Annotated in this window: 19 protein-coding genes; 17 read left to right on the top strand and 2 right to left on the bottom strand. The window is 63.8% G+C overall.

Annotation, left to right across the window (positions count from 1 at the left end):
- The first annotated feature begins 223 nt into the window (after positions 1-223).
- The 8 genes from SO156_RS19280 (at position 224) to SO156_RS19245 (ending at position 7,999) form a co-directional block, all read left to right on the top strand.
- Positions 224-904, top strand: coding sequence for a formyltransferase family protein (locus SO156_RS19280; RefSeq protein WP_498535903.1), 681 nt, complete (start codon positions 224-226; stop codon positions 902-904).
- Complete coding sequence (locus SO156_RS19275; RefSeq protein ID WP_498535902.1) at positions 901-2,595, top strand: ATP-grasp domain-containing protein; 1,695 nt, start codon at positions 901-903, stop codon at positions 2,593-2,595. Before SO156_RS19280 ends, SO156_RS19275 begins: the two co-directional genes overlap by 4 nt.
- A 259-nt stretch (positions 2,596-2,854) precedes the next feature.
- Positions 2,855-3,682 (top strand): HD domain-containing protein, encoded by an 828-nt coding sequence (locus SO156_RS19270; protein WP_458147577.1) that lies wholly within the window; start codon positions 2,855-2,857, stop codon positions 3,680-3,682.
- A gap of 124 nt (positions 3,683-3,806) precedes the next feature.
- Positions 3,807-4,700 (top strand): alpha/beta fold hydrolase, encoded by an 894-nt coding sequence (locus tag SO156_RS19265; protein ID WP_458147576.1) that lies wholly within the window; start codon positions 3,807-3,809, stop codon positions 4,698-4,700.
- Between the two features lie 119 nt (positions 4,701-4,819).
- A complete protein-coding gene (gene folE, locus SO156_RS19260; RefSeq protein ID WP_458147575.1) occupies positions 4,820-5,446 on the top strand; it encodes a GTP cyclohydrolase I FolE in 627 nt (208 codons plus the stop codon).
- A 25-nt stretch (positions 5,447-5,471) separates the two neighbouring features.
- Positions 5,472-6,995: an FAD-dependent oxidoreductase gene (locus tag SO156_RS19255; RefSeq protein WP_458147574.1), complete on the top strand. Its 1,524-nt coding sequence runs from the start codon at positions 5,472-5,474 to the stop codon at positions 6,993-6,995.
- Positions 6,996-7,125: 130 nt separating this feature from the next.
- Complete coding sequence (locus SO156_RS19250) at positions 7,126-7,701, top strand: HdeD family acid-resistance protein (RefSeq protein ID WP_458147573.1); 576 nt, start codon at positions 7,126-7,128, stop codon at positions 7,699-7,701.
- 73 nt (positions 7,702-7,774) lie between these two features.
- Positions 7,775-7,999: a LapA family protein gene (locus tag SO156_RS19245; protein ID WP_458147572.1), complete on the top strand. Its 225-nt coding sequence runs from the start codon at positions 7,775-7,777 to the stop codon at positions 7,997-7,999.
- 9 nt (positions 8,000-8,008) lie between these two features.
- On the opposite strand, the gene SO156_RS19240 is transcribed toward SO156_RS19245, so the two are convergent.
- Positions 8,009-9,748: a methyl-accepting chemotaxis protein gene (locus tag SO156_RS19240; protein ID WP_458147571.1), complete on the bottom strand. Its 1,740-nt coding sequence runs from the start codon at positions 9,746-9,748 to the stop codon at positions 8,009-8,011.
- A gap of 305 nt (positions 9,749-10,053) precedes the next feature.
- Here SO156_RS19240 and SO156_RS19235 point away from each other — a divergent pair, with 305 nt between their 5' ends.
- The 4 genes from SO156_RS19235 to SO156_RS19220 all read left to right on the top strand — a co-directional run bounded on the left by SO156_RS19235 (position 10,054) and on the right by SO156_RS19220 (position 16,557).
- Positions 10,054-11,436: an ethanolamine ammonia-lyase subunit EutB gene (locus SO156_RS19235; RefSeq protein WP_498535901.1), complete on the top strand. Its 1,383-nt coding sequence runs from the start codon at positions 10,054-10,056 to the stop codon at positions 11,434-11,436.
- 173 nt (positions 11,437-11,609) lie between these two features.
- Positions 11,610-13,196 (top strand): B12-binding domain-containing radical SAM protein, encoded by a 1,587-nt coding sequence (locus SO156_RS19230; protein ID WP_498535900.1) that lies wholly within the window; start codon positions 11,610-11,612, stop codon positions 13,194-13,196.
- 6 nt (positions 13,197-13,202) lie between these two features.
- A complete protein-coding gene (gene eutC / locus SO156_RS19225; RefSeq protein ID WP_458147568.1) occupies positions 13,203-13,985 on the top strand; it encodes an ethanolamine ammonia-lyase subunit EutC in 783 nt (260 codons plus the stop codon).
- Between the two features lie 205 nt (positions 13,986-14,190).
- Positions 14,191-16,557 (top strand): efflux RND transporter permease subunit, encoded by a 2,367-nt coding sequence (locus tag SO156_RS19220; RefSeq protein ID WP_458147567.1) that lies wholly within the window; start codon positions 14,191-14,193, stop codon positions 16,555-16,557.
- 250 nt (positions 16,558-16,807) lie between these two features.
- Here SO156_RS19220 and SO156_RS19215 read toward each other — a convergent pair whose 3' ends face one another.
- Entirely contained in the window at positions 16,808-17,305 is a 498-nt protein-coding gene (locus SO156_RS19215) for a hypothetical protein (protein ID WP_498535899.1), read from the bottom strand.
- 460 nt (positions 17,306-17,765) lie between these two features.
- Between SO156_RS19215 and SO156_RS19210 the strand changes: the two genes are divergently transcribed.
- The 5 genes from SO156_RS19210 to shc all read left to right on the top strand — a co-directional run.
- Positions 17,766-18,008, top strand: coding sequence for a hypothetical protein (locus SO156_RS19210; RefSeq protein ID WP_498535898.1), 243 nt, complete (start codon positions 17,766-17,768; stop codon positions 18,006-18,008).
- Between the two features lie 183 nt (positions 18,009-18,191).
- The gene (hpnC, locus tag SO156_RS19205) at positions 18,192-19,076 is read left to right on the top strand and encodes a squalene synthase HpnC (RefSeq protein WP_458147565.1); all 885 of its coding nucleotides are present in this window, start codon (positions 18,192-18,194) and stop codon (positions 19,074-19,076) included.
- Positions 19,066-19,905, top strand: coding sequence for a presqualene diphosphate synthase HpnD (gene hpnD / locus SO156_RS19200; RefSeq protein ID WP_498535897.1), 840 nt, complete (start codon positions 19,066-19,068; stop codon positions 19,903-19,905). Before hpnC ends, hpnD begins: the two co-directional genes overlap by 11 nt.
- Complete coding sequence (gene hpnE, locus SO156_RS19195) at positions 19,905-21,161, top strand: hydroxysqualene dehydroxylase HpnE (RefSeq protein WP_498535896.1); 1,257 nt, start codon at positions 19,905-19,907, stop codon at positions 21,159-21,161. The genes hpnD and hpnE overlap by 1 nt, the downstream gene beginning before the upstream one ends.
- Positions 21,162-21,214: 53 nt before the next feature.
- Positions 21,215-23,158 (top strand): squalene--hopene cyclase (gene shc, locus SO156_RS19190; RefSeq protein ID WP_498535895.1); only part of this gene is annotated, 1,944 nt, incomplete at its 3' end.

The following is a 23,158-nucleotide window of genomic DNA, read 5'->3' as shown; positions in this document are numbered from 1 at the left end:
CGCGGCTTCTCCGTATTCGTCGCTGCCTCTGGGATACTGGATCGCCCGCCTTCGCGGGCGATGACGACTGAGCGCGTGGTGGGCAGTTTGTACACAATCACCTTTTTCAACAATTTTGTTTCTCGATGTTTCCAGAGTGTGTCCGGTCGATCATCGTTAGTGCGCTGTTAACAGGCCGCTGCGACATTTTGGCTCACCATCATCGTTAACAAAGCGGTAACCGATGTTCGAGGCCGTAGTGTTGCTGACGGAAGCTGCCGAGCAGGTGGCGCTGTCGCGGATATTGAGAAGGCACCGGCAGGACTTGACGATCAGGCCGGTGACCGGGATCAACGAGCTTAGGAGTCTCGAGCCGCCGCTGCTTCGGCAAGCCCGGCTGATCGCCTTTGCCTCCAACACCATCGTGCCCGCCGACCTGCTCGCGAGCCTGGGTTATGGCGCCTACAATTTCCATCCGGGGCCGCCGACCTATCCCGGCTGGGCACCGACGCACTTCGCGCTCTACGACCGCGCGACCGAGTTCGGCGTGACCCTTCACGCCATGGCCGAGCGTGTCGATACCGGCATGATCCTCGACGTCACCTCGTTTGCCATTCCGGAAAACGCCGGTGTCGTCGGTCTGTGCGAGCTGACTTACGCGCAGCTCTTGAACCTGTTCGCTGAATGGGCCGATCGATTGGCCCATCAATTGTTGCTTCCGACGCCGCGTCCGACGATCCCATGGAGCGGTCGAAGAAATTCGCGGCGTAATTACAGAGCGATCTGCGACATTCCGCCGGATATCAGCAAGGACGAGCTGTGGCGCCGGATGCGCATCTTCGGTGCCAATCACTACGGCATCGCGCCGACCGTCAATCTGCACGGCGTGAGCTTCACGGCGACGTTTCCAGCAGAGAGCGCATGAGCCCAATGTCGACCTCTCTCTTGCCGCAGGTTCCGACCGGACCGAGCGCCGCCGACCTGCTGCGCATGGGACGCGAGCATTACAAGCGCGGTGAGCTCAACGACGCGATCCCGATCTTCAGGGCCGGTCTTGCGCAGGTCTCCGTGATGTCGATCGGTACCACCACCGACATTGCGGCCGATCTTCACGCCGCGCTCGCAAACGCCTTCATGCTCTGTGACGATCTCGACTCCGCGGCCGAGAACTACAGGGCCGCGTTGCGGCTTGCGCCGCATCTCGTCGCCTGCTGGTGCAACCTCGGCAACGTGCATCTGAAGACCGGGATGGCGCAACAGGCCATCTCGCTCTATCTCGAAGCGCTGCGGTTGAGCCCGGCGCATCGTCCGGCACTGACCAATCTGGTGCAGGCACTCGTCGCGACCAGGCAATACGTGCTTGCGCAGATCCTGCTAGGTGAACTCATCGAGGAGACGCCCGATGACGCGGCCCTTCATGCCGAGCTCGGCAGGGTCTGCTTCGAGCTGAAGCGGATCGAGGACGCGATCTTGCATTTCGAGCGGGCCGCCGCGCTCGCACCGGAGCGGGCCGACAATTTCTACTGGATCGGCGCCATCCGGCAGGCGATCGGCGAAAGCGAGGCCGCGGAGGCCGCCTATGAGCGAGCCGTCCGGCTTCACCCGGTGTTGCGCAGACCCGCGAAGCGGTCGCCGGCCAGCTTCCGCGTGCTCGCTCTGTTCGCGCCCTTCGTCGGCAACACGCCGGTTGCGTATCTGTTTCGGGATTGCGCCTACCAGACCGACATTCTCTCGCTGTCGCCCTCGATCAGGCCAGATCTCGGGTCGCTCGCGCGGGAGGCCGACGTCGTCGTCAACCTCGTGTGTGATGCGGACCAGGGCGCGGCCGTTCTTCCGCTCGCCGATGAGATTGCCAGGCAGCTCGGCAAGCCGGTCGTCAACGAACCCGAAAAGGTCTTGCGAACGACACGCGATGCGACCGCGATTGCGCTTGCCGGCATTCCGGGCTGTCGCGTGCCGCGCACATTGCGCATCGCCGCCGGTCACGTGCTTCCGCCCGCGGAAAACGAACTGACGTTTCCATTGCTGGCGAGGCCGGCGGGGACCCATGGCGGGGACTTCTTCGCCAGGTTCGAGGATCCCGATACTCTGACGGCGTTCCTCACCGAACGCGTGAGTGAGGATCGCTATCTGATCGAGCCTGTCGACTATCGATCCGCCGACGGCTTTTTCCGCAAGTACCGGTTCATTTTCGTGGACGAGGAAATCCTGCCCTATCATCTGGCGATCGGGGAGGGCTGGAAGCTCCACCGCGACAGCACGGATATGGCCAGCCAGGACTGGATGCAACGCGACGAGGAGCAGTTCCTGCGCGACCCCGCGTCGGTCTTTTCCGCAAGCCACCATGACGTGTTGCGCATGATCAGGAGCCGCATCGGTCTCGACTATTTTGGTATCGACTGCGCACTCGACGACCAAGGCAATCTCGTCGTGTTCGAGGTCAACGCCTCCATGCTGGTGCACGACGAGAACCCGGACTTTCCCTACAAAGACCCTTTCGTTCGCAGGATCAAGACAGCGTTCGACGCCATGCTGGCGCGGCGATTGAGCGAATGCGACGAGGCCCGGGCCAACCAACACGCGGCGGCAGCGCCGTTCATCTCGAGAGCCTCCTGAAAACCAAATCTCCGGGTCATTCACAGGCGGGGCCGGCGCCGACGACCGACAGGCGCGATTTGGCCTGACGGGTAACCCTTGCCATCCTCGACAGGATCGCTGAGCTGCTGCGAGGCCTCGCGCAACCCAAATCTTTTCGTTTACGTCGCCATTGGAGATTTGGTGAGCGGGGCCGAGATAGGCTATGCTGCCTCTGGGCGAGGAAAAATGAGGCATCAGGAGTTGGCGTGGGGACACCACCGACAACGGGGCTGCATCCATGATCACGTTACCGAGACTGGCTGCCGAATCTCTGGAAAAGCTGCTTGGCTCGTTCATGCGTCGCCGGTACGACGAGTCCGCTGCAAGAATGATCGAGAGCGCGACCCGCACGACGATGGAATGCATCGGCAACAGCGATGCACTCTATCACAATATCGAGCATACGATGCTCGTGACGCTGGCGGGCCATTCCATCCTTAACGGACGATACCTCCATACCCACCTGGAGGCGGAGGATTTCATCCACGTCCTGATTGCCTGCCTTGCCCATGACATTGGCTATGTGCGCGGCCTGTTCGAGGAAGATGACCAAGACGGTTTTCTGATCGACGACGCCGGCACCAAGATCGCGCTGCCGCGCGGCGCATCCGATGCCAGCCTGATGATGTATCACGTCGACCGATCGAAGCTTTATGTCATGCGGCGGCTGCAACATATCCCAGAGCTCGATCCGGAGCGCATTGCCCGCGCCATCGAGGGTACGCGGTTTCCGGCCCGAGACGGCCAGGCCTACGATGCCGACGCTTCGGTCCTGCGTGCGGCCGATTTCATCGGCCAGCTCGGCGATCCCAATTATTTGCGCAAGGCCAATGCGCTCTACTATGAGTTCGAGGAGGTCGGCATCAACCGCCAGCTCGGCTATGACTCGCCTGCCGACATCGTGCATCGCTATCCGCAATTCTATTGGGACAGCGTCGCGCCGTACATCCAGGCCGAGATCGGCTATCTCAACCAGACCGACATCGGCCGGCAGTGGATCGCCAACCTCTACAGCAACGTGTTCCGCGCCGAGCGCGACATCCCGCTGTCGGGGCCACAGAAGTAGGTCGGAGCCTTGTAGCCCGCATGGAGCGAAGCGGAATGCGGGGATGCCAACGTCTGCGGCTCCCGGATTTCGCTGCGCTTCATCCGGGCTACGTGGTCGAGTTTGTTCAGAGAGTGTCGCAAGAATGCAACCGAAAACAGTGACTGCCGGCGTCCTCGAAGTCGCCTTTCTCGAATTCGGCGCGCCGGACGGCTGGCCCTGCATCATGGGCCACGGCTTTCCCTACGACGTCCAGGCCTATGCCGAAGCCGCGCCGCTGATCGCACGATCAGGCGCGCGGGTGTTGGTGCCATGGCTGCGCGGCTATGGCGGGACGCGATTTTTGTCCGACAAGACGTTGCGCTCGGGCGAACAGGCGGCGCTGGGCGCCGACTTGCTGGCCTTCATGGATGCTCTGAAGATCGAGCGTGCGGTGGTCGGCGGCTACGACTGGGGCGGGCGTGCCGCCTGCGTGGTCTCGGCGCTCCATCCGGAGCGCGTGGTCGGGCTCGTCTCTGGCAATTCCTACAACATCCAGAACATCGCGCGGTCGATGGAGCCGGCCTCGCCGCCGGAGGAGGCCGCGCTCTGGTATCAATATCTCTTTCACAACGAACGCGGTCGCCGCGCGCTTGAGCGCAACCGGCGCGGCTTTGCCCGTCAGCTCTGGTCGATGTGGTCGCCGACTTGGGTGTTCGACGATGCGACTTTCGACACAACCGCAGTCGCCTTCGACAATCCAGACTTCGTCGACGTCGTGATCCACTCCTACCGGCATCGCTACGCGCTGGTTGAAGGCGATCCCGCCTATGCGGCCATTGAGGCACAACTTTCCGCGCAGCCGCCAATCCGCGTGCCGACGATCGCGATCGACGGCGATCGCGATGGCGTCATTCCTGGGACCGCCCATCACGCGCGCAGGTTCGAGGGCTTTTTCGAGCGGCGCGTGTTCAACGGGGCAGGTCACAATCTGCCGCAGGAGCGGCCCGCCGAATGGGCGCAGGCCGTCCTCGACCTGCGTAAGGCCGCAGACAGTTGAGCCTGGTTCCGGGCCCGTCCTGAATTTTCCCCTATTCCTGGGAACCTTTTTCCGTTGCCGCCGTCCAAGCCTTGGTACCGCAATGCGATTGTTTCGGGTGGTCAGGGGGAGGAGTTCACATGGAACGACAGGCGCGACGGCTGGAACGCGTTGCACTCGCGCAAGCGCTGGCGGGCATGCCAAGCCAGGCGGAGGTCGAGGACGCAGTGCGCACCATGATCCGCTGGGCGGGCGATGATCCCGCGCGCGACGGCCTGCGCGAGACGCCGGACCGGGTAGCGCGTGCGTTTCGGGAATACTTCACCGGCTACACGCAGGACCCGACCGAAATCCTGCAAAAGACCTTCGAGGAGATCGAAGGCTATGACGAGATGATCGTGCTGCGCGGGGTTCGCTTCGAGAGCCATTGCGAGCATCACATGGCGCCGATCGTTGGGCGTGCGTGGGTCGCCTATATCCCGCAGGGCCGTGTCGTCGGCATTTCCAAGCTGGCGCGGGTGGTCGACATCTACGCCAAGCGTCTCCAGATCCAGGAGAAGATGACGGCGCAGATCGCCAACTCGATCAATGACGTGCTGAGGCCGCAAGGCGTCGGCGTGATCATCAAGGCGACGCACCATTGCATGACCACGCGCGGTGCGCACAAGCCGGGCACCGATCTCGTCACCAGCCGCATGCTCGGCGTGTTTCGCGACAACGCGTTGACGCGACAGGAGCTGCTCGGCCTCGCCAACTCGGACGATTGAGACGCAAAGCCACGGGAGACGGCGCATGAACGATGAGAAGAAGCCGAGCGGACCCAATCTGAGCAAGGGCGTGGACCTCGCCGATTTCAACGACGGCAGGCTGCTTGGCCATGTCGGTGACGAAGACGTTCTCCTCGTGCAGTTCGGCGCCGAGGTTGTGGCGATCGAACCGGCTTGCACCCACTATCATGGTCCGCTCGCCGAAGGGCTCGTCGTCGACGACACCATCCGATGTCCCTGGCATCATGCCTGCTTCTCGCTGCGCACCGGCGAGGCGGTCGCGGCGCCGGCGCTGAATGCGCTGGCGGTCTGGGAGGTCGAACGCGAGAAGGACAAGATCGTCGTGCGCCGCAAGCGAGAGGCATCACCACTGGCCGCACCGCACCGCTCCGCGCCGACGCCGGACCGGTTCGTCATCGTCGGTGGCGGCGCGGCGGGATTTGCAGCGGCCGAAATGCTCCGCCGTGAAGGATTTGCCGGCAGCATCACCATGCTCAGCAACGACGGTGCCTTGCCGGTCGACCGGCCGAACCTGTCCAAGGACTATCTGGCCGGCAATGCGCCGGAGGATTGGCTGCCGCTCCGGCCGGAGGATTACTACGCAGACGCAGGCATCAATCTCAGGCTCGACACCTCCGTCGCCGAGCTCGATCCGAAACAACGTCATGTGACATTGGGCAACGGCGACAAGGTGCCGTTCGACCGGCTGCTGCTGGCGACCGGTGCCGAGCCCGTGAAGTTAAGAATTCCAGGCAGCGACCAGCCGCATGTCCACACCCTGCGATCGGTCGCCGACAGCCGCGCCATCATCACGGCGGCCGGTAGCGCCAAACGCGCGCTGGTGATCGGGGCGAGCTTCATTGGCCTCGAGGTCGCCGCCTCATTGCGGGCGCGCAAGCTCGAGGTTCACGTCGTCGCGCCGGAGGAGCGGCCGATGGAGCGCATCCTGGGACGTGAGATGGGCGATTTCGTCCGTGCGCTTCATGAAGAGAACGGCGTCCATTTCCACCTCAAGGACACTGTGGACAAGCTCGATGGCCGCCGCGCCCATCTGAAAAGTGGCGACGTGATCGAGGCGGACCTGGTGGTGGTGGGCATCGGCGTCAAGCCGCGCCTCGAACTGGCCGAGCGAGCCGGGCTTGCGATCGATCGCGGCGTGACGGTCGATGCTTACCTTGAAACCAGCGCGCCCGGCATCTTTGCCGCCGGTGACATCGCGCGCTGGCCGGATCAGCATTCGCAAGCCAGCATCCGCGTCGAACATTGGGTGGTTGCCGAGCGTCAGGGCCAGACCGCCGCGCGCAACATGCTGGGCGGGCGCGAACGCTACGACGCCGTACCATTCTTCTGGAGCCAGCATTATGACGTGCCGATCAATTATGTCGGCCACGCCGAAAGCTGGGATGACATCGAGATCGACGGCAGCATCGCGGGCAAAGACTGCCTGCTCCGGTACCGGAAAGGCGGCCGTGTGCTCGCGGCGGCTTCAATTTATCGCGATCTCGACAGTCTCAAGGCCGAGCTCGAAATGGAGCGGTCGCGCGCTTGAGGCGCGCCTGGGCGGCCTTGACCTGCATCAACAGCGACGCTGGCGACGGCTGCTCTTCTAGCTGTTGTCCCCACTGAGCCCATGCTATTCTGACGTGTGCCGTGGGGGTTCGCTTGAAGGAGTAGCCGTCATGACAACTGCTTCGGATATGTCTCACAGCCTAGGCTTGGGCTCCGGCATCGCGGCGTTGCGCCCGAAATGGGGCTGGATCGTCGCGCTCGGCGTCGTCTACCTCATTGCCGGCTTCATTGCGCTCGGTAGCGTGGTGATGGCGACGGTGGCCAGCGTGATCGTGGTCGGCGCGATGATGATCGTGGCCGGCGTGACCGAGGTCATCGGTGCGTTCCAGATGAAGAGCTGGGGCAAGTTCCTGATCTGGGCGCTGCTCGGCGTGCTCTATGTCATCGCGGGCTTTTTGACCTTCGAGAACCCGCTATTTGCTGCGGTGCTATTGACCCTCTTCCTCGGTGCCTCGCTGATTGCTTCCGGCGTCGTCAGACTGTTTCTCGCCTTCAGCATGAAGCGGGAGAGCCCCTGGATCTGGGTCGCGCTCTCGGCCGTCATCACCCTGTTGCTCGGCCTGTTGATCCTGGCGCGCTGGCCGGTCAACAGCGTCTACATCCTCGGCCTGTTCCTCGGTATCGACCTGATCTTTGCCGGCGCGGGCTGGCTGAGCCTCGGCTTCAGCCTGCGGCGCGGCACTTAAGGCGCGCGAGGAAAGGTTATGTTAGGTCGCGGGTGACCGCGCGAGCTTGCGCGCGGTCGAAGGGGAATGCGTCATGCGTTGGTTTTATCTCGCCATCATCACCCTGTTCGTGGCCGCGATCGTGGTGTTCGCCGCGCAGAACTTCGAGACCGTGACGGTCTCGTTCTTCAGGGTGAACCTCAGCCTGCCGCTCGCGCTGCTCTCCGTCGTCGTCTATTTGCTAGGCGCTGCGACCGGTGGAAGTCTGTTCGCGCTTCTGCGACGTTCCTACAAGGGCTCGTGGCGCAGCGTCGGCTGACGCGGAGAGCTAGCTCGCCTTGGCGATAGGGCGCTCAGCGGGTCCAGAGCGCAAATTCCCGAAGAATTTTTCCACCTCGCGCGACAGCGTTTCTGCCGTTGCGGTCAGGCTGCCTGCCGCGGTCAGGACGGAGGTTGCTGCGGTGTCCGTTTCGCCGATGGCGTCGCGGAGCGAGGTGATGTTGGCGACCAGCGTCTCGTTGCCTTGCGCAGCCGACTGTGCATTGGCGGAGATTTCGCGAGTGGCGGAGTCCTGCTGGCCGATGGCGCCGGCAATCGCCGAGGTGACGTCGTTGATCTCGCGCACCGCGCCGCCGATCTCGCGTACGGCCTCGACCGCGTTGCGGGTCGAGGACTGGATCATGCCGACATTCTCGCTGATCTCCGCGGTCGCCTTCGCCGTCTGCCCGGCGAGCGCCTTGACCTCATGGGCGACGACGGCAAAGCCGCGGCCGGCGTCGCCGGCGCGCGCCGCCTCGATGGTGGCGTTGAGCGCCAGGAGGTTGGTCTGCTCGGCGATCGCCTGGATCAGATTGAGCACGCCGTCGATGCGCTGTGTGGCGGCAGCCAGGCTCTCGATCTCGGAGATCGATTTCTCGGTGCGCTGGCCGGTCTGCTCGACGGCGCTCGCCGATTGCCGCACCTGGCGGCCAATCTCCTCGACGGATGCCGACAGCTCTTCCGCGGCGCTCGCCACCGCCGTGACGTTGTGCGAGGCCTGCTCCGTGGCGCCTGCCGCCGTGCCGGCGCGAGTGCTGGCATCCGCCGTGACGCGGGTGATGGTCTGCGCGGTCTCGCGCATCGCCGACGCGTTGTCGGCAAGGCCGCGCATGACCGCGCCAATCGCCTCGCGGAAGGCCTCGACGGAGGTCTCGATATGGCGGGCGCGCTCGTCGCGCGCCGCGGAGTCCTGCGAGACCTGCGAGGCCAGATTGCGGTTGCGGTCCATCGCCTCCTGGAAGATCCGGATCGCGCGCGCCAGCGCGCCGATCTCGTCGGCACGCTCGGTATGCGGCACCACGACGTTCTCTTCGCCGTCGGCGACCTGCTTGATGGTCGCGGTGATCGTCGAGAGCGGACGGGCGATCGAGCGCGCGATGATGACGATGCCTATCACGACGAGCGCCAGCGCGACGCCGCCGAGGCACGTCAACACGAAGGAGAGCGTACGATTGGTCTCGGTCTCCTGCGCAATCTGCTTGGCGCGCTGGGCATAGACTTTGGACAGCGCCTCGAGATCCTTGTTCAACGCCGACCGCACGCTGCGATTGGCGTCGTTATCGCCCCATTCGCGGCCAGCTGCCGGACCGATCTCATAGGCCCGGCGAACCAGTTCTTTCCGGAAATCGATGAACTGCTCGATGCGCTTCTTGAACGTTGCGAACTGGTCGGCGTCGTCGGTCTTGACGATGCCTTCCCAGCCCTTCACCACGCCGAGGATCTCGTCGTTGAACTTGAGCAGGCCGTCCCCGAACTTCTTCACGGCCTTTGGATCCGTCGACATGTAGACGCCGCGGGATTCCATCACCACGGCGTAGACCAGCGAGTTGACGCGCTCGACGTTCAGCGCCGCCGCATTCGCGGTCTCAATCGCGGCAGTGAGCTCGGCGCCGCGGCGGCTGTTGTAGTCCGACAGCAGAGCGATTGCGGCGGTGAGCAGCGCGAACAGCGCGAAGATCGAATAGAGCCTGGTGGCAAGCGTGAAACGGCCCGCCAGGCCGGCGGCATTCCCAATCCGGTCAATTGTCATGGCTTCCAGAGACCCAAATGGCCTTTTATGTACGATCGGTGAGCACGAACGGTAAAATTGATACAAAAACTATGCAGAACGAAGGTGGACGCAGCGTTAACGCGGCAGGCTTGCACATCAGACCTTGGTCGTAGAAAATATAAGGAATATCAGCCTCTTGGCGCGGCTGTCGGTTTTCGGCAAGGGGCCTTCCGGGATCGGCACATGCCGCAAAGATCGGCATGCACCAATGCTGCCAGGCTCGTACACCTTGGGGCAAGACTGGTACTGCATCGGCCATTGGCCGACTGACGCCGGAGGGACGTTTGGTCTACCGCCACACCATCGATGCTACGACTTACGTTTTCGGCAATCTGCGCGACCTCCTGGCCAAGGCGACACCGCCGCGCTCCGGTGACCGGCTGGCCGGGATCGCGGCCAGCAGTGCCGAAGAGATGATCGCGGCGCGAATGGCGCTTGCCGACCTTCCGCTTGGCCAATTCCTTCAGGAGGCCGTGATCCCCTATGAGACCGATGAGATCACGCGCCTCGTCATCGACACCCACGATGCAAAGGCCTTCGCGCCGGTGGCTGCGCTCACCGTCGGCGGCTTCCGCGACTGGCTGCTGTCGGACGCGGCGACGACGGAAGGTTTGCGAAAGCTGGCCCATGGCATCACGCCGGAGATGGCGGCCGCGGTGTCGAAGCTCATGCGCAACCAGGACCTGATCCTGGCAGCGCGCAAATGTGAGGTGATCACATCGTTCCGCAACACCATCGGCCTGAAGGGGCGGATGAGCACACGCCTCCAGCCGAACCATCCCTTCGACGACGCCAGGGGCATTACCGCCTCGATCCTCGACGGCATCCTGCTCGGCGCGGGCGATGCCTGCATCGGCATCAACCCGGCGAGCGACGACCCCGCGACGATCGGCCAGTTGCTGCGGTTACTGGACGAGATCATCGCGCGGCTGAACATCCCGACCCAGGGCTGCGTGCTCACCCATGTGACGACGACGCTGTCGCTGATCGGGGAGGGCGTGCCGGTTGACCTGGTGTTCCAGTCGGTCGCCGGGACCGAGGCTGCCAACCGCAGCTTCGGCATAGATCTCGCTTTGCTCCGGGAAGCGAACGAGGCCGGGCTGTCGCTTGGACGCGGCACGGTCGGGCAGAACGTGATGTATTTCGAGACCGGCCAAGGCTCGGCGTTGTCGGCCAGCGCGCATCACAGCGTCGACCAGCAGACCTGCGAGGCGCGTGCCTATGCCGTCGCCCGCGCGTATCAACCCCTGCTGGTCAACAGCGTGGTCGGCTTCATTGGCCCGGAATATCTCTATGACGGCAAGGAGATCATCCGTGCTGGGCTCGAGGATCATTTCTGCGGCAAGCTCCTCGGCCTGCCGCTCGGGGTCGACATCTGCTACACAAACCATGCCGAAGCCGACCAGGACGACATGGACAATCTCCTGACGCTGCTCGCTGCCGCCGGCGTCACCTTCATCATGGGGGTGCCGGGCGCCGACGACGTCATGCTGAACTATCAGTCGACCTCCTTCCATGATGCGCTCTATATCCGCGACGTCTTCGGCCTGCACCGCGCGCCGGAGTTCGACGACTGGCTGGCGAAGAGCGGGATTGCGGGTGCCGATTTCCGGCTTGCTCGTGATGCGGGGCTGCTACCCGATTTTGCCTCGCGCTTGATCGCCTGAGGCCGGGCCAATTTCGCATGATCGCGCACGATCTGCGTGAACCGAGGAAACCATTGGTGCGTCTTATGAATTAGGCCCATGCCACAATATTGAGGAATTTCGGGCCCAGCGTTACGTTATGTGTCTTGATGCCTATTCTGCACGGTTTGTAGGAAGTCGTTGGGGGAAGTTCGATGCGCGCTGAAAGCAACGGAACGGTCCGGCACATTCTCTGCGTCTTTCCGCGCTACACGTCGTCTTTCGGCACATTCGAACATGCCTATCCCCTGACGGACGGCGTCAAGGCGTTCATGCCGCCGCAGGGACTGCTCCTGATCTCCGCCTATTTGCCCAGGGAATGGCAGGTGAAGTTCGTCGACGAGAACCTCCGTCCGACGACCAAAGAGGAGTTCGAATGGGCGGAAGCGGTCTTCGTCAGCGGCATGCACATCCAGCGCCAGCAGATGAACGACATCTGCCGCCGCGCCCATGAGTTTGACCTGCCGGTCGCGCTCGGCGGCCCCTCGGTCAGCGCCTGCCCGGATTACTATCCATCCTTCGACTATCTCCATGTCGGCGAGCTTGGCGACGCCACCAACGAGCTGATCGCGATTTTGTCGCGCGACGTTTCCCGTCCTGAGCATCAAATCGTGCTGACGACCAACGACCGCGTCCCGATGACCGAGTTTCCGATTCCCGCCTACGAGCTTGCGGAGGTGAAGAAGTATTTCCTCGGCAGCATCCAGTATTCCAGCGGCTGTCCCTATCAGTGCGAGTTCTGCGACATCCCCGGCCTCTACGGCCGCAATCCGCGCATCAAGACACCGCAGCAGATCATCGCCGAGCTCAATCGCCTGCGCGAATGCGGCATGACCGACACGGTGTATTTCGTCGATGACAATTTCATCGGCAACCGCAAGGCGGCGATGGATCTGCTGCCGCACCTGATCGAGTGGCAGAAGAAGACCGGCTATGTGATGCGGCTCGCCTGCGAGGCAACGCTCAACATCGCCAAGCGCCCCGAGATCCTCGAGAAGATGCGCGAGGCCTATTTCATCACCATCTTCTGCGGCATCGAGACACCCGATCCGGACGCGCTGAAGGCGATGCACAAGGACCACAACATGATGGTCCCGATTCTGGAGGGCGTGCGCACCATCAATTCCTATGGCATGGAGGTTGTCTCGGGCATCATCATGGGGCTCGACACCGACAAGCCGAACACCTCGGACGCGCTGCTTGCCTTCGTCGATGAGTCCCGGATTCCGCTGCTCACGATCAACCTGCTGCAGGCGCTGCCGAAGACGCCGCTGTGGGACCGGCTGGAGCGTGAGGGACGCCTGATCGAAGACGACGGCCGCGATTCCAACGTCAACTTCCTGTTGCCCTATGACGAAGTCGTCGCATCCTGGAAGCACGCGATGGGAGTCGCTTACGAGCCCGAGAAGGTCTACGCACGCTTCCAGTATCAATGCGACCACGTCTATGTGCACCGCCTCAAGATCCCTGTGCCTGCCGAGATGAAGACCTGGCCCAACATCCGGCGCGGTCTCGTCATGCTGCGCAACATCTTCTGGAAGGTCGGCGTGCTCGGCGACTACAGGCGCGTGTTCTGGAAGTTTGCGCTGGGCCGGATCAGGCACGGCGATCTCGAAGGCCTGATCGGCTGCACCATGATCGCGCATCATCTCATCACCTTTGCGCGCGCGGCATCGAGCGGCCAGCAGAACGCGTCGAACTACTCGCTTCGGCTGCGTGAGGCGTCGGTTCCCGCCGAATGATGCGACATGTCTAGCCCATCCGTCCCGAACCGCCCGACCCTGGACCTGCGGACGCTAACGCCTGCACGCGTCGCGCTCGGGCGCAGCGGGGCGAGCCTGCCGACCAGGCCGTTGCTCGACTTCACGCTCGATCACGCGCGCGCCCGCGACGCCGTGCATGCCACTTTCGATGCCGAGCGGATGATCGGCGAACTCGCTGAGTTCGGCGCTCCCGTCCTTGCGACGAAGAGCCGCGCCGCCGACCGCGGCGATTACCTGCGGCGGCCGGATCTCGGACGCCAGCTCGAACCGACTTGCGCCAAGCATCTCGCGGCGTGCGCCGCTGATCCCGGCCGGCTTGCGATCGTGATCGGCGACGGATTGTCGCCGACGGCGGTGCATGCGCACGCGGTTGGGCTGTTGCGCGCGCTGCTGCCGGACCTCGCCGATGCGCCGCATGTCGCGATCGGCCATATCATTGTCGCCTCAGGCGCCCGTGTCGCGCTGGGCGACGAGGTCGGCGCCATTCTCGGGTCGCGCATGGTCGTGATGCTGATTGGCGAGCGGCCGGGATTGTCGGCTCCCGACAGCCTCGGGGCTTACCTGACCTTTGCGCCCAAGCCTGGCCGTACCGACGCCGAGCGCAATTGCGTCTCCAACATCCACCGGGCTGGTCTCAGTTATCGTGAGGCAGCCTTCAAGATCGCCTGGCTGGTCCGCGCAGGCCTCTCGCGGGGCGTGACCGGCGTGGCGTTGAAGGACGAGAGCGGCGATCTCCCGCCGCGAATCGGCACAGCGCTGCCGGAATGAGCCATCAAGGGCCGAAATTGCCGCATCTTGATCGATTTTGTTGCCCAGCGCGCGCTTGCGAGGGGGCAGGCCGACCTGCTAAACCCCTCGCGGCGATTTCCCGCGCTTTTTCAAAGAGCAAGCCTCCCATCTGTATGGCGTTTTCAGGCCGATATGCGGGGCGCATAAGCTCACTAACCGAGCCGATTTAGGAACTGGACAAGGCATGCTCGAAAAGCACAGCGAGAGTGAGGTTCATGTCGACAAGGTCGAGCAGGGACCCTCGTCCTCCATCGCTTTTGGACTTGAACGCATCGGGCTGATCGCCGTTCGCGCGCCGGTCCTGTCCTGCATCATCCTGATCGCGCTGATAGTCGGTGCCGTCTTCGGCATCCAGCGGATCAAGATCGACGATTCGCTGTCGCAGCTGTTCCGCTCCAACACCCGCGAATTCCACCAGTACGAGGAAGTCACCAAGAAGTTCCCAGCGGAAGAATTCGACGTCCTTGTCGTGATCGAGGGCAAGAACCTGCTCGCGCGCGACAACCTGATGAAGCTGCGCGACTTCATCACCGACATGCAGCTCGTCGAAGGCACGCGCGGGCTCGTCTCGCTGTTCTCCGCACGCCAGGCGCCGGCGCCGGGCAAGCTGCCGGCCGCGCTTTTCCCGGCCGAACTGCCCGAGGGCGCCGCCTACGACAAGTTCATCGAAACCGTCAAAAGCAACGAGATCATCCGCGGCAAGCTGTTGTCGGAGGACGGCACCCTCGCTCTGGTCGTGCTCTCCCTCGATCCGGAGGTGGTTGCCTCCAGCAAGCTCGGCAAGGTCGTCGGCGATATCCGCGCGCTGATGAAGGAGGACCTCGGCGACACCGGCCTCAGCGTGCAGCTCTCCGGCGTGCCGGTGATGCAGCTCGAGATCCGCAACGCGGTCGAGCGCGACGGGCTGACCTACAACATCCTCGGCATTCTCGCCGGCTGCGTCATCGCCATCATCTTCTTCCGAAAAATCTCCTTCATGGTTGTCGCGGCGTTCCCGCCGATGATCGCGATCCTGCTGGCGCTGGGCGCGCTCGGCTGGGCCAATTTCAATCTGAACATGTTCCTGAACGTGATGACGCCGCTCATCATGGTCATCAGCTTCTCCGACTCCATGCAGCTCACCTTCGCGGCGCGCGACCGGCTGATCGCAGGGCAGGACAAGTTCACCGCGTTCAGGAACGCGGTACTGGTGGTGGGGCCGGCCTGCGTGCTGACGCACGGCACCGCCGGCATTTCCTTCATTGCGCTGCAATTCTCCGACTCCGACCTGATCCGCAAATTCGGCGAGGCGGGCCTCGCCGCCACCATCATCGCGCTGGTCACGGTGCTTTCGCTGGTGCCGGTGTTCGGCGTGCTGTTCGTGCGCAACGAGAAGATCTTTGCCGTCAAATTCCAGAGCGCGGACGCCGGCGTGCAGGCGCTGCGCAATTTCTGCTACTGGATCGCGGTGCGCATGGTGGGCCGGCCGGGCCTGTTCAGCCTGATCGCGGTGCTGTTCGTGGCGAGCCTCGGGGTGATCTACGCCAACCTCCAGCCGCGCTACCGCCTTGCCGACCAGGTGCCCGACAAGCGGCAGGCCGTCGCGGCCAGCAACCGGCTCGACGCCAAGTTGACCGGCGCCAATCCCGTCAACGTCCTGATCACCTTCCCCAAGGGTGAATCGCTCTATTCGCCGGAAACGCTGCAGACCATCGCCGAAGTCCACGAAACGGTCGAAAAGGCTGCCGGCGTAGGTAACGTCTGGTCGCTTGAGACGCTGCGTCGCTGGCTGACGGAAAAGGCGGGCAGCTCGGACGTCGCGACGTTGAAGGAATATGTGAACGTCATCCCAGAGCATCTGGTGCGACGATTCATCGACGCCGAGCAGGACGCGGTCGTGGTCGCAGGCCGCGTGCCGGACAAGGATTCGAGCCAGCTCCTGCCGATCGTCGACAAGCTCGACCAGGAGCTCGACGCAGTTCGCAAGAAGCATCCCGGCTACGAGGTCGCAGTGACCGGTCTTGCGGCGATCGCCGCCCGCAACTCGGCCAGCATGATCGAGAAGCTGAACCGCGGGCTCACCGTCGAATTCGCGCTGGTCGCGATCTTCATTGGCCTCGCCTTCCGCTCCTGGGTGGTGATGTTCGCCTGCATCCTGCCGGGCATCTTCCCGGTGGTGATGTCGGGAACGGTGCTGTGGGCGATGGGCGAGGGGCTACAATTCGCCAGCGTCGTGGCACTGACCGTCTCATTCGGCCTCGGCCTCTCCGCGACCATCCACTTCCTCAATCGCCTCAGGCTGGAGAGCAAGCCCGGGGTCTCCTCGGCGCTTGCGGTCGAGCGCGCCACCGTGCTGGTCGGCCCTGCGCTGATCCTGACCACGGTGGTGCTCGCTTGCGGCCTCGTCGTGACCGTGTTCTCCGACCTGCCGTCGCTGCGCCTGTTCGGCTGGCTCAGCGCCTTCTCGATGGTCGCAGCGCTGGTAGCCGACCTCTTCATCCTGCGCCCAACGGCGATGTGGCTGATCAACCTGCACGAGAAGCTGCAAGGACCCGACAAGCGCGCGATCTGAGCGAGAGCGGCTAGCGAGCCTCTGGCTCACGCCTCGATCCGGACGATCCCGTACGGATTGAACTTGAAATCGTCCTCGCGGAACTTCGTCTGGTGCGAGACTTTGAGTACCGGAGTGTCACCCGCGAGGCGGAATGCGGGGCGAGGAGGCCGACGGCCTTGAGTTCTGCGGATGTGGTCCCTCCTATGAAAAACCCCCGGCTCGCGAGAGCCAGGGGCCATGTCGTCCACTCATCGGGTGAGTGAAGCGTTCAGCTCTTCACCATGGTGATGTTGACGCCGCGGATCTCGCCCTTGGAGCTGATCTGCACGGTTTGCTTGTTGCCGTTGGTGCGCAGCGTCAGGTTGGCGGCAAAACCGTTGGCCTCGACGAATACGTCGATCTGGCCGCCGCCTGCGGTGCCCTGCAGATTGCCGAAGATGTTGCGGCTGGCTTCGCTCCAATTGCCCGAAATGCGGTCGCCCTGGCTCGTCACGTCGCTGGTGAGGTCGAACTTGTAGCTGTCGCTGGCGCAGTGCAGCGCCTGCTTCAAGCCGAGACCGCTGGCCGCGACCTTGTAGTCTGCCTTGCAGCGGATGCGCTCGGTGGAGCCGTCGGACAGCGCCACCGTGCCGGTGCCCGACCACGCGCCGTCGAAGCCTGCAAAGGGTCCGGACGACTGAGCGTGGCTCGCCGAAACCGAGAAGAGCAGCGCGGCGCCAATGCCTGCCGCCTTGATCGACAGTCCAGACCGTCCAAAGAATTTCATGTTCGAATATCCCGTTTTCTGAATGACGTTCGCTCCTAATAGAACGTCTCGCCGCATCGAAAGTTTAGTGTCCCCACCCGCTGGCAGGTTCAAACCATACCCCTGTGAGGTGTCAGAGCCGCGAACGATCGCGACCGTTTTCAACGTTCCCCGCATGGGTTTCAGCTGTGCCTATTCGATGACATATGCAAGGGCTTGCGATGCATGTCTGCAACAGGTCCACGGCAAAACACCGGCTGCCTGAATAATCTCATAGTATCAAACTCTTACATCTGCCAATCAGAGCCCTGCGAAGGCGCGATGTGGTGGACTTGGTGCCAATTTGGCCGCATTTACCAGTGCTTGTGATGTCTCCACTGCTGCGTGCTCCGCGGCAACGCCATCAGAACAATCCGTTCCGGTCGTCCGCCCTGTGCTGTCCGGGAACGGAGAGATTCTGCCGTCAGAATGAAGGACTACAATGCGTAAATCTCTCCTCGCTCTCACCCTGCTGTCGGCATCCCTTTCGACCGCGGCGTTCGCACAGCAGCCCCAGCAGGGGCGCGGCACGGCCGAAGAGCAGAAGGCCTGCACGCGTGACGTGCAGAAGTTCTGCCGTCCGGTCATCGACCAGGGCGATTTCACGATTCTGGCCTGCCTGAAGGAGAACCGGGCCAAGATCTCGCAGGCTTGCGACCAGGTCCTGAAGACCCACAACCAGTAAGCTTGTGCGCGGCCCGTGAGCGGTCACGGGCCCGCCTTTGCGGCGGCCGTGCTTCGTGAGGGCAGGGGACCCGCGAGACAGGTTGGTTTTGCCGGCATATTCCCCTATATGGGGGCCGCGACGGCTCGGCCGCGCGCCGAAGAAAAAAGCCTTCCTGTTCAGACGATTGTTAACCAGTCCCCGATGACCTCTGCGAGCGAATTGCGATCCGGCAAGGGTGACCGCGACGAGAATTTTCCCGTCGCGTCGTGGATCATTCATCCGCGTCACCGCGCGCTGATCCTCGCCTTCTACAATTTCGTCCGCACGGCCGACGACATCGCCGACCATGCGACGTTGCCGCCTGAAGAGAAGCTCGCCTATCTCGACCTGCTCGAGGCCGAGCTCAACGGCAACGGCGACTCGCAGGCCGAGGCCGTCATTCTCCGCCGTGCGTTGGCCGAGCGCGGTATGTCGCCGCGCCATGCGCTGGACGTGCTGATCGCGTTCCGCATGGACGTGACGAAGCTGCGCTATGAGACCTGGGACGAGGTCATCCACTACTGCCGCTATTCGGCGATGCCGGTTGGCCGCTTCATGCTCGACGTGCACGGCGAGGCGACCTCGACCTGGGTCGCTTCGGATGCGCTCTGCGCGGCGCTCCAGATCAACAATCATCTCCAGGACTGCGGCAAGGATTTTCGCGCGCTCAACCGCGTCTACCTGCCGCGCGATGCGCTGGCTGCCAGCGGCGCCTCGGTCGAGCAGCTCGGCGGCGATCATTCGCCGCCGCAGATGCTGGCCTGCCTCCAGGCGCTCGCCGCGCGCAACGAAGAGCTCCTGAACGAGAGCAAGTCGCTTTCCGCCGAGGTGCGGGACTTCCGCCTGGGCGTCGATATCTCGGTGATCCAGGCCTATGCGGACCGCATCGTGCGCCTGCTCAAGGTGCGCGATCCCCTGCGCGAGCGCGTGCATCTGAACAAGCTCGAGCTCCTCACCTTCAGCCTCGCCGGTATCGCCGGTGAAATTGGCCGTCGCGCCTTCGGGCGCAGGCCAATCTCCAATCCGGGGCCGGCCCATGACGCTTGAGGCGACCTCGCCCGGCGCCAATTATGGCTCGACTGCATCCGGCAGCTCGTTCTATGCCGCGATGCGCATCCTGCCGCGCGACCAGCGCGAGGCGATGTTCCAGATCTACAGCTTCTGCCGCCAGGTCGACGACATCGCAGATTCCAACGGCCCGCGTGATGAACGCCTCGCCGCGCTTCAGGAATGGCGCAACGACATCGACGCGCTCTATCAGGGCCATCCGCCGGCGCGGCTTGCCGACTACGTCGCTTCCGTGAAGACCTTCGGGCTGAAGCGGGAGGATTTCGTCGCCATCGTCGACGGCATGGAGATGGACGTGCCGCAGGACATCCGCGCGCCCGACATGGCGGTCCTCGATCTTTACTGCGATCGCGTCGCGAGTGCCGTTGGACGCCTGTCGGTGCGGGTGTTCGGCATGCCGGAAGAGGATGGCATCCTGCTCGCCCATCATCTCGGCCGCGCGCTCCAGCTCACCAACATCCTGCGCGACATCGACGAGGACGCTGGCCTCGGCCGGCTCTATCTGCCTCGCGAAGGCCTGCTGCATGCCGGCATCACCTCCAACGATCCGACCCGCGTGATTGTCGAGCGCGCGCTGCCGAAGGTGTGCCTGCCGCTCGCCCAGCGCGCGAAAGCGCATTTCGAGAAGTCGGACGAGATCATGGCGCGCAACAAGCGCCGCGCGGTTCGTGCGCCGCGGATCATGTCGAAATACTATCACGCCATTCTGGACCTCCTGCTCGAACGCGGCTTTGCCGCGCCCCGCGCGCCGGTGCGTGTGTCCAAGGTCGCACGTATCGCCATCCTTCTCCGCTACGCTTTTTTCTGATGCAAAAGACAGCTCACATCATCGGTGCCGGCATTTCCGGCCTCTCTGCCGCCGTGCGGCTCGTCAATGCCGGCTTCAAGGTTGCCGTGCACGAGGCGACGCAGCAGGCCGGCGGCCGCTGCCGCTCCTATTTCGACGGCGCGACCAATCTCGTCATCGACAATGGCAACCATCTCCTGTTGTCAGGCAACCGTCACGCGCTCGCCTATGCACGCTCGATAGGCACCGAGGCGGGGCTGGTGGGTCCGGCGCGCGCGCAGTTTCCCTTCGTTGATCTGAAGACCGGGCAGCGCTGGCAGCTCGATCTCGGCGACAGCCGCCTGCCGGGTTGGGTGTTCGACGAGAGCCGTCGTGTCCCCGACACGGGATTGACCGACTATCTCAAGCTCGCGCCGCTGATCTGGGCGTCGGAGGAGACGCTGGTTGGTAAGTCGATCCCCTGCGAGGGCGTGCTATATCATCGTCTGGTGCAGCCGCTGTTGCTCGCGGCGCTCAACGTCGATCCACCCGAGGGCTCGGCGGGGCTTGCCGGTGCGATCGTGCGCGAGACGCTGCTCGCCGGCGGCCAGGCCTGCCGCCCGCTGATTGCGCGCGACGGCCTGAGCGCGGTGCTGATCGAGCCCGCGGTGAAGTTCCTGGCCGAGCGCGGCCATTCCGTGCAGCTCGGCCATGAGCTGCGCTCGTACGCGACCACGGACGGCAAGGTCAGCGCGCTCAATTTCGGCGGTGAAGATGTCGTCGCGATCGGGCCCGAGGATGTGATTGTGATGGCCGTGCCGCCGCGTGCTGCCGCTTCACTGCTGCCGGGCCTGAAAACGCCGACGCAATTCCGCGCCATCGTGAATGCGCATTTCCGCTTTGAGCCGCCGCCGGGCTCGGCCCCCATCCTGGGCGTGATCGGCGGTGTCGTGGAGTGGTTGTTCGCATTCCCCAACCGGCTGTCCGTCACCATCAGCAATGGCGACCGGCTGGTCGAGATGCCGCGCGAAGAACTCGCGCAGACGATCTGGAATGACGTCTGCAAGGCGGGCGGGGTTGCCGGCGAGCTGCCACCCTGGCAGATCGTGCGCGAGCGTCGCGCCACCTTTGCCGCCACGCCCGAGCAGAATTCCTTGCGTCCCGGGCCGGTCACCGCGCTGAAAAACCTGTTTCTTGCCGGCGACTGGACTGCTACGGGATTGCCAGCAACCATTGAGGGATCGGTCCGGTCCGGCGATCGCGCCGCCGATTTGGCCCTGGCCGCACAGCGGACCTGACGGGCGTTGGTCCCGGTCAATTTTCCCAGCAACTATCGGAGATATCGAGCGAGATGCATTCGGTGAACAAGAGCGCGAACGACCGCGAAGTCTTGGAATCGAGCATTGCGTCGGCCACGCAAGGGGTGCTCGGCTTTCAGCAATCGGACGGCCATTGGGTATTCGAGCTCGAGGCCGACTGCACCATTCCGGCCGAATATATCCTGTTGCGCCACCATCTCGCCGAGCCGGTCGACGCCGTGCTCGAGACCAAGATCGGCAACTATCTGCGCCGTGTGCAGGGCGCCCATGGCGGCTGGCCCTTGGTGCATGACGGTGAGTTCGACATGAGCGCGAGCGTGAAGGCTTACTTCGCGCTCAAGATCATCGGTGATTCCATCGACGCGCCGCATATGGTGCGGGCGCGCGAGGCGATCCGTTCGCGCGGTGGCGCGATTCACAGCAACGTCTTCACCCGCTTCACGCTGGCGATGTTCGGCGTCGTGACCTGGCGCGCGGTGCCGGTGCTGCCGGTCGAGATCGTGCTGTTGCCGTTCTGGTCGCCGTTCCACCTCAACAAGATCTCCTATTGGGCGCGCACAACGATGGTGCCGCTGATGGTGCTCGCGGCGCTCAAGCCGCGCGCGCGGAATCCAAAGGGCGTCGGCATCGACGAGCTGTTTCTCCAGGATCCGCGGTCGATCGGCATGACCGCCAAGGCGCCGCACCAGAGCATGGCCTGGTTCGTGCTGTTCCGCTCGCTCGATGCTATCTTGCGCGTCATCGAGCCGCTGTTTCCCAAGAGCCTGCGCAAGCGCGCGATCGACGCGGCGCTCGCCTTCACCAAGGAGCGGCTGAACGGCGAGGATGGCATGGGCGCGATCTATCCGCCGATGGCCAACATCGTCATGATGTACGACGCGCTCGGCAAGGACGAGAGCTATCCGCCGCGCGCGACCACGCGCCGGGGCATCGACAAGCTGCTCGTGATCAGGGACGACGAAGCCTATTGCCAGCCCTGCGTCTCGCCGATCTGGGATACGACGCTGACCGCCCACGCGCTGCTCGAGGCCGGCGGCACGCAAGCCATACCGGCTGCGAAGCAGGGCCTCGACTGGCTGATTCCAAAGCAGGAGCTCAATGTGAAGGGCGACTGGGCGGTGAAGCGGCCGGAGACGCGCCCCGGCGGCTGGGCCTTCCAGTATAACAACGCCCACTATCCCGATCTCGACGACACCGCCGTCGTGGTGATGTCGATGGACCGCATGCGCCGGGAGCATGGCGCGGCCGGCTATGACGCCGCGATCGACCGCGGCCGGGAGTGGATCGAAGGCATGCAGAGCGACGACGGCGGCTGGGCTGCCTTCGACGTGAACAACCTCGAATATTATTTGAACAACATTCCGTTCTCCGACCACGGCGCGCTGCTCGATCCGCCGACCGAGGACGTCACCGCGCGTTGCATTTCGATGCTGGCCCAGCTCGGCGAGACCGAGAAGACCAGCAAGCACGTGGCCGATGGGGTCGCCTATCTCCGGCGGACCCAGCACCCGGAGGGGTCCTGGTACGGCCGCTGGGGCATGAATTTCGTCTACGGAACCTGGTCGGTGCTGTGCGCGCTGAATGCGGCCGGGGTCGGCCACACCGACCCGATGATTCGCAAGGCCGCCGACTGGCTGGTCTCGATCCAGAACAAGGATGGCGGCTGGGGCGAGGACGCCGTCAGCTACCGGCTCGACTACAAGGGTTGGGAGGCCGCGCCCTCGACCGCCTCGCAAACGGCATGGGCCTTGCTTGCCCTTATGGCGGCCGGTGAGGTCGATCATCCGGCCGTCGCCCGCGGGGTGGAGTACCTGATTGCAACACAGAACCAAAAAGGGCTGTGGGACGAGCAGCGCTACACGGCGACGGGCTTTCCCCGCGTATTCTATCTACGGTATCATGGTTACCCGAAGTTCTTTCCGCTGTGGGCGCTGGCGCGGTATCGGAACTTGCGGAACACCAACAGCAGAGTGGTA

Source organism: Bradyrhizobium sp. UFLA05-125, assembly GCF_059803515.1.
The sequence above is the reverse complement of the archived record's forward strand: the minus strand, read 5'-3'. Positions and strand labels throughout refer to the sequence as shown.